The 9,092-nt window shown below is 64.7% G+C and carries 11 protein-coding genes; 2 read left to right on the top strand and 9 right to left on the bottom strand.

The features are described from left to right. Nucleotides 1–171: 171 nt before the first annotated feature. The 3 genes from B5V03_RS07555 to B5V03_RS07550 form a co-directional block, all read right to left on the bottom strand. Nucleotides 172–846, bottom strand: coding sequence for a methyltransferase family protein (locus B5V03_RS07555; protein ID WP_129268691.1), 675 nt, complete (start codon nt 844–846; stop codon nt 172–174). A gap of 116 nt (nt 847–962) precedes the next feature. Continuing rightward, entirely contained in the window at nt 963–1,136 is a 174-nt protein-coding gene (locus B5V03_RS41380; protein ID WP_164987848.1) for a hypothetical protein, read from the bottom strand. Nucleotides 1,137–1,449: 313 nt separating this feature from the next. Next, nucleotides 1,450–1,923, bottom strand: coding sequence for a hypothetical protein (locus tag B5V03_RS07550; RefSeq protein ID WP_129268689.1), 474 nt, complete (start codon nt 1,921–1,923; stop codon nt 1,450–1,452). 247 nt (nt 1,924–2,170) lie between these two features. Here B5V03_RS07550 and B5V03_RS07545 point away from each other — a divergent pair, with 247 nt between their 5' ends. After that, on the top strand, nt 2,171–3,826 hold the full coding sequence (locus B5V03_RS07545; RefSeq protein WP_129268687.1) for a fumarate hydratase: 1,656 nt from the start codon (nt 2,171–2,173) through the stop codon (nt 3,824–3,826). A gap of 157 nt (nt 3,827–3,983) precedes the next feature. On the opposite strand, the gene B5V03_RS07540 is transcribed toward B5V03_RS07545, so the two are convergent. The 6 genes from B5V03_RS07540 to B5V03_RS07515 form a co-directional block, all read right to left on the bottom strand. Further along, nucleotides 3,984–4,904, bottom strand: a complete 921-nt coding sequence (locus B5V03_RS07540; protein WP_129268685.1) for an SH3 domain-containing protein — start codon at nt 4,902–4,904, stop codon at nt 3,984–3,986. Nucleotides 4,905–4,919: 15 nt separating this feature from the next. Next, entirely contained in the window at nt 4,920–5,216 is a 297-nt protein-coding gene (locus B5V03_RS07535; protein WP_129268683.1) for a hypothetical protein, read from the bottom strand. A gap of 105 nt (nt 5,217–5,321) precedes the next feature. Continuing rightward, the gene (locus B5V03_RS07530) at nt 5,322–5,876 is read right to left on the bottom strand and encodes an inner membrane-spanning protein YciB (protein ID WP_129268681.1); all 555 of its coding nucleotides are present in this window, start codon (nt 5,874–5,876) and stop codon (nt 5,322–5,324) included. Nucleotides 5,877–5,889: 13 nt separating this feature from the next. Further along, a complete protein-coding gene (locus B5V03_RS07525; RefSeq protein WP_129268679.1) occupies nt 5,890–6,459 on the bottom strand; it encodes a hypothetical protein in 570 nt (189 codons plus the stop codon). A gap of 76 nt (nt 6,460–6,535) precedes the next feature. Beyond that, nucleotides 6,536–6,799, bottom strand: a complete 264-nt coding sequence (locus B5V03_RS07520; RefSeq protein WP_129268677.1) for a hypothetical protein — start codon at nt 6,797–6,799, stop codon at nt 6,536–6,538. A 51-nt stretch (nt 6,800–6,850) separates the two neighbouring features. Further along, nucleotides 6,851–8,248 carry a carotenoid oxygenase family protein gene (locus B5V03_RS07515; protein WP_129268675.1) on the bottom strand — a complete coding sequence of 466 codons (1,398 nt, stop codon included), beginning with the start codon at nt 8,246–8,248 and terminating at the stop codon, nt 6,851–6,853. A 106-nt stretch (nt 8,249–8,354) separates the two neighbouring features. On the opposite strand from B5V03_RS07515, the gene B5V03_RS07510 reads away from it, so the two are divergent. Beyond that, nucleotides 8,355–9,083 carry a TetR/AcrR family transcriptional regulator gene (locus B5V03_RS07510; RefSeq protein WP_129268673.1) on the top strand — a complete coding sequence of 243 codons (729 nt, stop codon included), beginning with the start codon at nt 8,355–8,357 and terminating at the stop codon, nt 9,081–9,083. Nucleotides 9,084–9,092 lie beyond the last annotated feature (9 nt).

The following is a 9,092-nucleotide window of genomic DNA, read 5'->3' as shown; positions in this document are numbered from 1 at the left end:
TGGGATGGGAACGAGATCATGCTCGTCGGGGCAGGGGGGCTTGCAGAACATCGTCGCGTCTCCCGTTGCGTGAATGCGGGTTCCCTCTAGCGGGGTTTGGTCGCGGCGACGTCAGTCGATTGGAGGACGGGAGAAGCTTTTCCGTGGGGTGCACGGGAGCGTGATGCGCGGTCACCACACGCCAGGCAGCAGACGATGGCGCACCCGCGCTGCATAGTCGGAATAGCCCGGCAGGCCCTCGCGCAGCGTGCGCTCCTCGATGCCGATGCGGACCGCAAACAAGCCAACGATGACCGGCACCATCACGAGGCCCCACCACGAACCGAGCAGCAACGGCACGCCCGCGAAGAACAGGACCATGCCGCTGTACATGGGATGCCGCACATGCGCGTAAGGTCCGGTCGAGATCACCCGCTGTGCGCGCTCGGCCTGCAGCTTCACCACGGGTGCGGCGAACGAGTTCTCGCGGAAGACCCAGAGGATGAACAGCGTCGAGAGCACGAACAGCACGAGGCCGAGCATCTGCACCGCGACCGGCACGTCGGAGGATAGCGCGCGCCGGTCGAGCCCCATCGCGGCCAGCCAGGCGAGCATCGCAACGACGAAGACGAACATGAAGGCCTTGTCGGCCGCGGGCTGATCCCGTTGCAGGACCGGACGCAGACGTTCAGCGAGCAGTGCGGGATCGACCCGATAAAGCCACCAGCCGCAGAGCGGGCCTAGCAGGGCGCAGGTGCCGAGAAACACCCAGGCCGAAGGCCAATGCAGTGTGCCGGCGGACGCGAACAGCAGCGCGCCCATCGCGACGGTGGTGATCGTGTTCTGCAACAGCAGTTTTGCGATCATGCGCAGGTCTCAGGTCTATCGCGCACAATACTGGTCCCGCTATCCGGCGAAGATGCGGCCGCACACACGAAATGCCCGATCGACCGGATCGGGCGTTTCATCTTCGGCAGACCTGATCAGGCGAGCTGATCGATCCGCGTGCCCTGACCCGGCGGCAGCGGCGCGGGCGGCGTCGGCTTGTAGGTCGGATCGCTGTCCCTGGTCTTGGTCTGGTCGTCCTGCTGCTTGGTCGTATCGTAGCTCGGCACCACGATCGCGATCGGCGGCGGTGCTACGGTCGAAACACTCATCCACAAATCCTCACACATGGAAACAATTGACCTTGCCCCGTGAGGAGCGAAATTTCCTTCAAGGCAATCATTAAAATGCGAGGGAACTGGTGAGGGTGGGGCGCTGCTTTTGCGCCTCATCCGACCGTGTGAGGGAGACAACGAGACCTCTCCCCGTCGTTGCGAGGAGCCCTTGCGACGAAGCAATCCAGACTCTCCGCGGAAAGATTCTGGATTGCTTCGCTGCGCTCGCAATGACGGAGTGCGTGGCGGGCGGCGTCGCCATGTTTGCGTTGCCGCAGGCGCGGAAAGAGCGAGGGGGGCGACGTCCCGCCTACTCGTCCTTGCCGCGCGTGATCGCGATGGACGCGTCCGTCTTGGTGCGGGTGCATTCCATGTTGAGGCGCCGGTAGCGCATGCTGACCTTGTCGCCGCGCAAGAGGCCCATCCGCTTCAGGCAGCGTGTCGCGCCCGTCGTGGTGTCGTCCTTCGTCACGGTGAAGACGATCGCGGCCATCGATCCGACCAGCGCAAGGAACTCCGGCGTCGGCTTGCGATCGCCCTTGGCATAGAGCTCGATCGAATATTTGTCGCCGCGGCAGCCCACGGACAACTCCTTGGCCGCTGGGTGCGAGAGGTACACGATGTTGCCGGCGCGAAAATTCACCTTGAGGCGGTCGACCTGGTTCGCCAGCTCCTTGGCGCTGTCGTCACAGCGATCGGCCCGCGCCGGCGAGGCGAGGGTCACAAGGCCGGTGATGGCGGCGGCGACCAGAATCGCGCCGCGGAGGTTCAGTTTGAAAATCATGATGAAAAGCCCCTTAGGGCGCGCATTCAACAATCGTCGCGCGCGGAGCGCAAGGGGCCCACCCAGTCTTCCCGGACATCATGATGGCCACAGGGCTCCGCCGACAGCTGTCCGAAAGGGGGCCGCTATGCAGCCGAATCGGGATGCCCCGATCGCGCCAGAACGCCTTCCCTTTGCGGCAAAAAAGCTTAGAACGCTTCTATGCTAGGGGCCCGCACGAGGGCTCCAAAACCCCGAGATTCGCCCCATGAACGCTCCCACCGCCTTCCCCGACCCCGCCAAGCCCGTTCCGCCCTACAAGCACACCCCGCTGTTCCCGCTGGGCAAGGACGAGACGCCCTACAAGAAGATCACGGCCGAGGGCATCAGGGTCGAGAAGGTCCTGGGCAAGGACATGTTGGTGGTGTCGCGCGAGGCGCTGCGGGCGCTGTCGGAGGCGGCTTTCGGCGACATCAACCACTATCTGCGCCCGGGGCACTTGAAGCAGCTCCGCGCGATCCTGGAGGATGGTGAGGCGAGCCCGAATGACAAGTTCGTCGCGCTGGACTTTTTGAAGAATGCCAACATCGCGGCCGGCGGCGTGCTGCCGATGTGCCAGGACACCGGCACTGCGATCATCATGGGCAAGAAGGGCTGCAACGTCATCACCGACGGTGACGACGAGGCGGCGCTGTCGGAAGGCGCGCGCGATGCTTATCTGCGCCGCAATCTGCGCTACTCGCAGGTCGCGCCGCTGTCGATGTACGAGGAGAAGAACACCGCCAACAACATGCCGGCGCAGTGCGAGATCTACGCCGAGGGCGATGATGCCTACAAGTTCATGTTCATGGCGAAGGGCGGCGGCTCCGCCAATAAGAGCTTTCTGTTCCAGGCCACGCCTTCGGTGCTGACCAAGGACCGGCTCCTCGCCTTCCTGAAGGAGAAGGTGTTGACGCTGGGCACCGCGGCATGCCCGCCCTATCACCTCGCCATCGTGATCGGCGGCACCTCGGCCGAGCTCTGCATGAAAACGGTGAAGCTCGCTTCAGCCCGCTATCTCGACGCGCTGCCGATCCACGGCTCGCCCGACGGCAACGCGTTCCGCGATCTCGAGATGGAGCAGGAAATCCTGAAGATGACGCAGTCGCTCGGCGTCGGCGCGCAGTTCGGCGGCAAGTATTTCTGCCACGACGTGCGAGTGATCCGCCTGCCGCGCCATGGCGCTTCGCTGCCGATCGGGCTCGGCGTATCCTGCTCGGCCGACCGCCAGGTGCTCGGCAAGATCACCAGGGACGGCGTCTATCTGGAAGAGCTCGAGCACAACCCGGCGCAGTATCTGCCTGAGGTCGAGCAGTCGCTCGGCGGCGAGGTCGTCAAGATCGACCTCAACCAGCCGATGAAGGACATTTTGGCGACGTTCTCGAAATTCCCGATCAAGACGCGGGTCTCGATGACCGGCACCATGATCGTCGCGCGCGATTCCGCCCACGCCAAGCTGCGCGAGCGCCTGGAGAGGGGCGAGCCGCTGCCGGATTATTTCAAGAACCATCCGGTCTACTATGCCGGCCCCGCCAAGACGCCCGAGGGTTACGCTTCCGGTGCGTTCGGCCCGACCACGGCGGGCCGCATGGATTCCTTCGTCGACCAGTTCCAGGCCGCCGGCGGCTCCATGGTGATGGTGGCCAAGGGTAACCGCGCGCCGGCCGTGCGCGAGGCCTGCAAGAAGTACGGCGGCTTCTATCTCGGCTCGATCGGTGGTGCGGCGGCAAACCTCGCCGAGCACTGTATCAAGAAGGTCGAGGTGCTCGAATATCCCGAACTCGGCATGGAAGCGATCTGGCGCATCGAAGTCGTCGACTTCCCCGCGTTCATCATCGTCGACGACAAGGGGAACGACTTCTTCAAGGAGTTGAATTTGGGCTAGCCCTTCACCTCGCCCCGCTTGCGGGGAGAGGTCGGATTGCATCGAAGATGCAATCCGGGTGAGGGGACTCTCCACGAGTCCAACGGTTACCGTCCTCGCGGAGACTCCCCCTCACCCCAACCCTCTCCCCGCAGGCGGGGCGAGGGAGATGAGATAGCTAACTACAATTCGTGACCTGGTTGGAGCACAGACCGCGCCACCAGCCGCGGACGCCGTCCTGGCTCTCGACCAGACCCCAGAGCCCGCTGCAGGCAAAAATGCGCTTCGGGCCGCCGTCGGTGTCGATTGCGCCGCCGAGCTCGCGCTGCGCGGGCATCCATTTGGCATCGATGAAGGGGGCTTGAAACAGGCCGCCCATGCGCGTGGCGCCATTGGCGTAGGACGCGCCGACCTTGTTGGAGGCGACCCATCCGCGCCCCGCATAAGGTTTTGGCGCGCTGCGCGGATATCTCTTGTCGTCCTCGTAGTCCTTGCCCGGCGGCTTGGCGCCTTCGATCAGAAACCAGCCGTCCTTGAAACCAACGATGCGGAATTCGGTGAGCCAGCCACCGTCGGGCGTGTTCTCGGCACCGCCGAGCTTGAGCCGGTAGGGCGGCGGCAGCGTGCCGAGCACGCGCGCTTTCACTGAGGGTTCGGCGCGCACGTTGAGGCCATCAGGATCCTTGTCGATGGACCAGGCGCCGAGATTGCAGGGCTCTGTGCCCTCGGGCAGCGTTGCCCGCTTCGCGGCGAGATCGGCGTGCAGCTTTGCGAAATCGGTGTCGTCGTTATCGGGATCAGGCCCGGCGCGCTGCTTCAGCTCGGCAGAGACTACGCGCGTCGCGTCCGATGTCAGCGTGACGACGAGAGCCTGACGCGCAGCGAACACGCTTGCCGGTGTCTTTGGATCGTTCGACGTCGCGGGATAGACGGCGAGATATCCCGTTGAACCATCGGTCCGGTAGGCGATGCCTGCGACATAGCCGGCAGGCACCATGGCGAGCGCGCTTGGGCGCCACGCCGGTTCGTTGTCATCCGCGCGCGCCGCTTGTGCCGCGATACAGAGGATCGTTGCCGCGATGAGACGGAGCGCGCGCACGGATGCAGCGCGACCTTACGCCCGCGAGCCGGTGAACGGGAAGCTGCCCATCGGGCCGATACCCATCTCGCCGCTCATGCTGTCGCCGGAAACCGTGCCGATGAACTCGAGCGTCAACGGCATCGGATTGGTGATGGAAACCTTCCAGTTGACGGCATCGCCGCTGACGGTGCCGTCGAAAATCTCGGCGGAATTGCCTTCGGCGCCCTGCGTGCCGGTCAGCGTACCGCCGGAGCTCGAGAGGCTCAGCGTCGCCTGGCGCTCGCCCATCGGCGTCGTCATGGTCAGATTCCAGTTGCCGTCTACCGCCATTCCCGTCTCCCGAACAGATCCCGGCGGACCGCGACGATCGCGGCCAGTCCTGAGCGAGCCTATAGCCCAACTCGAGGCGGCTGCCTAACGGCGTGTGAGCGGCAATCAGGCGCGGGCGGCGGCGCGCCGGCGGCTGGTGACGATGAGCCGGAGCACGACATACTGCACGGCAAAGGCCAGGATCTTGGCGCCGCCGGCGACCACCGTGATGTAGAACGCCCACAGCTTCAGATCGCCGGTCGAAGCGACTGCGATCATGCCGGCGCCGATCACGAACATCAGTGCCGCCCAAGCATAGCCCGCAGCCGTGACATATTCCGGCACGGTCTCGACGACGATTGGCGGCATGTAGCGCAGCATCCAGCCGCGCTTGAGCATGATGACGCCGATCGCGAAATGCGCGATGGAGGGCTTGGCCAGCATGAAGCGGGGATCGTTGGTCAGCAGCGTGACGGTGCCGAGCAGGACGACGAGCGCGACGCTCGCATAGGTCATGAAGCTGAGCTCGCGCCCCTTGACACGGGCGTAGATCACCTGCGCGATCGCGCCTGCAATCGCCACCGACGTCGCCAGGATGACGTTGTCCGTCAGGAGGTAGATCACCAGGAAGAGGATGGCCGACAGGAAGTCGGAGGCGAGGCGGGCGAATACGTCCTTCATCGTCGGTCCTGTTTCAGTGGGTGGTCGGCAGAGCGCGAGCACCGTACTTGATCTGGCGATATTCCGGATACCACTTTGTGAAATAGATCGCGCTGTTGCGGGCGGCGAAGGCGACTGCAAGGCTCGACCAGAGCGGCAGGCCGGGGAAATAGAGCAGCACGAGATTGGCGGCCGCCATCGCCAGCGCGGCTGCCGTCCAGGCACCCGTGATGATGTAGTTGGCGGTGAGGAAACCGGGCATCGCTGCGGTCTCGTCCGGGACCGCTTCAACCGCATATTGCAGCGTGAAGGGACGGCGCAGCAGCATCGAGCCGAGCGAGATGACGAAGATGCCGATATCGACCGACAGCTTGACGCCGAGGGTGCCGAGCTTCGGGTCGACCAACGAGAGGGTGAGGCCGATGGCAGCGAACAGGATCGCCGAGCCTACGGCCAGGATCTTCGCCGAGCGGCCGCGCGCGACATCGATCGCGACGGTGGCGAGGCAGATCGCGGAGGCCGCGAACACGCTTGAAGTGGCCGACGTCACCAGCATCAGGAAGGTGAAAGCGCCGTAGGGCGCGAGGATCAGGAAAATCGCCATGGGCTGCCTCGGTCAGGCTGATCTTTACGATGTAAAGATACATAGTTCAGGGTCGATGCCCGGTCAAGCGAAATCTTTACAGTGTCAAAATGACGTAGGTGACCTCTAAAAGATGAAGCGCTGCAATGGCTTGGTCGGACGCCTCCGTGGCCAATTCCGCCCAGGGCAGGCGCGCCAGGACCGGCAGCGCGGAGACGATCAAGAGGCCCACGGCGAGCAGGATGCCGCCGTTGAAGATCGCAGCGCTGCTTCGCCGCAGCCGCATCGTCCGGAGTGCGAGCGCGGTGCAGGTCAGGGCGAAGAGGGCGAGGCAGTCTGCGGTGATCGAGGGCATATCCATGCGAGACCTCTTTGGTGACATCCACGCTGTCATTCCGGCGCGAGCGGAGAATTACTGCGCACCCACCCAATTGCCGTGAAAGCCATCGGGCACGCGGTGGCCGAGCTGCACCAGCGCGACGGGGCCGGCCTCGATGTCGGTGGCGTTGAACACGGCGAGGTCGCTGCGGTTCTCCCGCGCGCGCCAGACCACTGCGAGCAACCAGCCGTCGCCTTCCAACGCGTCTTTCGACCGTTCGACGAACACCGGCTCGGAGATGGTGTCGCCGGCCGGCAGCAGATAATGGCCGAGCCGCTTTCCGCTGCCGTCGACATGGACGATTCCGGAGAGCGCGCCGAACATCGGCAGCTTTGGATTGGCGCAGGCGTACCAGCCGTGATGGCTCTTCAGGCCGGCGCGGCGATCGTCGATGCGGGGGAATTCGCCGGTGAGATCGTCGAGATAGGTCTGCTGGAAGCGGTCGGTATTTCCTGACAGATCAAACGTCCAGCGGCAGTGGCGGGCGCGCGATTTCTCCGGGTCCGTCGGACGGCCGTCGGGATGCGGAAACAGCGGCGCTTCCTCGAACTGCATCACGTCGGAGATGATGCGATTGCCGTCCTCCCACGCATTCATGATGTGGAAGACGTAGGAGGCCTCGCCGCGGAACCAGGCGATGTCCTTCGCCGTGCCGTTGCGCTTCATCACGCCGACATAGGCGCCCTTGTCCGGCTCCCACGCATAAGGCGGCCGCCCGTTCATCGCGCGCTCCATGCTGCCGGTGATCGGGAGAATGGGAAACAGCACATGGTTCTCGGTGACGATGAAGTCGTGCACCATGCTGGCGTAGGGCGCCTCGAAACGCTCGAAGCGCGTTGCCTTGCCGGAGGCATCGATCGATCCGTAGGAGAGGGCTGATGTCAGCGGCCCCGCGGCGTTGTAGCCGAAGAACACAAGCTCGCCTGTGATAGGATCGATCTTGGGATGCGCGGTAAAACTGCCGGCGACGCGGCCCTGGTAATTGTGATAGCCGCGTGTTGCCAGCGTGCCCGGCTCGATCTCGGTCGGCAGATGCGCTTCTTCGAGCGCAAGCAGCTTGCCGGCGTGGAAGATGATGTTGGTGTTGGCGACGCCGCCGTCGGTGATGGTCGCAGGCGCATCCGGCAGCTTGCGGCCGAAGCCGCCGAACAAGGCGCGGCCGGCATCGTGCTCGGCCAGCCATTTCGGCGTGCGGACCCAGCGGTTGCGGTAACTGGCGCGGCCGTTCTCGAGGTGGAAGGCGTGCAGCATGCCGTCGCCAACGAACCAGTGCGCGCCGGGGGAGTCGAACTGCGGGTTGGGGCCGTTGCGATAGAGCACCCCGTTCAGCTCGCGCGGCAATTCGCCGACGATCTTTAGGAAGGGCGCGTCGGCCTCAAACGGAATCGGCGCGATATTGTTGCGGCGCTCGGTGACGGCGGCCTGCTGCACGGCGTATCCCTCCTATCTTTACATCGTAAAGATGAGATAACCTTGTCCGCGGGTTTGGTCAAGCGAAATCTTTACACTGTCAATATTGCGTCATATAGCTTGGTGCATGGGCAAAAGTGAAACCAGGACTGAAACCGCGCGCGTGGCGCGCACTCCGAAGAGGGCGTCAGCCACGCCGTCGCGTCCCGCGCGGCGGCCGGCGAGCGCGAAGGCGGAGACGCCCTATCATCACGGTGCGCTGCGTGAGGCTTTGCTTCAGGCCGCCGAGCGGGTGCTGGAGCGTGACGGGCTCTCCGGCCTGACATTGCGCGCGGTGGCGCGTGAGGCTGGGGTCTCGCATGCCGCACCCACCCATCATTTCGGCGATCTCACCGGCCTGCTCAGCGAGCTCGCGGCCGTCGGCTTCCGCCAGTTCAACGCGGCGATGGCGTCGTCCTGCGATGCTGCCACCACGCCGCTCGAGCGTGCGCTGGCGCGGCCAAAGGCCTATGTCGCCTATGCGCAGGCCCATCCCGGCATGTACGGCATCATGTTCCGCACCGAACGGCTCGATTATTCCCGGCCCTCGCTGCACGAGGCGGCCGAGTCCTCTTTCGCTGGGCTTGCGAACGCCATCGGCGCGATGCGGCAGGAGCAGATCAGCGGCGACACGCTCACGCTGAACCAGGGCGCCGCGATCGCGCGCGCATGGTCTATGGTGCACGGCTTCACCATGCTGCTGCTCGACGGGCGCCTCGAGGATATTTTGGGGCGGTTGCCCGAGGGCACCACGGCCGAACGCCTGCTCGAGGCGATCCTGATGGCGCCGGTCACGGGCAAGCTGCCCGCTCCCTGATCGAGCAGG

The organism is Bradyrhizobium betae (assembly GCF_004123905.1).
Classification (GTDB): Bacteria; Pseudomonadota; Alphaproteobacteria; order Rhizobiales; family Xanthobacteraceae; genus Bradyrhizobium; species Bradyrhizobium betae_A.
Note: the sequence above shows the minus strand (reverse complement) of the source record. Positions and strands in the feature narration are given on the sequence as shown.

What these genes read in the sequence shown, in the direction of transcription:
- B5V03_RS07555 (WP_129268691.1), bottom strand. Translation starts at nt 846, where the DNA reads ATGATCGCAAAACTGCTGTTGCAGAACACGATCACCACCGTCGCGATG.
- B5V03_RS41380 (WP_164987848.1), bottom strand. Translation starts at nt 1,136, where the DNA reads ATGAGTGTTTCGACCGTAGCACCGCCGCCGATCGCGATCGTGGTGCCG.
- B5V03_RS07550 (WP_129268689.1), bottom strand. Translation starts at nt 1,923, where the DNA reads ATGATTTTCAAACTGAACCTCCGCGGCGCGATTCTGGTCGCCGCCGCC.
- B5V03_RS07545 (WP_129268687.1), top strand. Translation starts at nt 2,171, where the DNA reads ATGAACGCTCCCACCGCCTTCCCCGACCCCGCCAAGCCCGTTCCGCCC.
- B5V03_RS07535 (WP_129268683.1), bottom strand. Translation starts at nt 5,216, where the DNA reads ATGGCGGTAGACGGCAACTGGAATCTGACCATGACGACGCCGATGGGC.
- B5V03_RS07530 (WP_129268681.1), bottom strand. Translation starts at nt 5,876, where the DNA reads ATGAAGGACGTATTCGCCCGCCTCGCCTCCGACTTCCTGTCGGCCATC.
- B5V03_RS07525 (WP_129268679.1), bottom strand. Translation starts at nt 6,459, where the DNA reads ATGGCGATTTTCCTGATCCTCGCGCCCTACGGCGCTTTCACCTTCCTG.
- B5V03_RS07520 (WP_129268677.1), bottom strand. Translation starts at nt 6,799, where the DNA reads ATGGATATGCCCTCGATCACCGCAGACTGCCTCGCCCTCTTCGCCCTG.
- B5V03_RS07510 (WP_129268673.1), top strand. Translation starts at nt 8,355, where the DNA reads ATGGGCAAAAGTGAAACCAGGACTGAAACCGCGCGCGTGGCGCGCACT.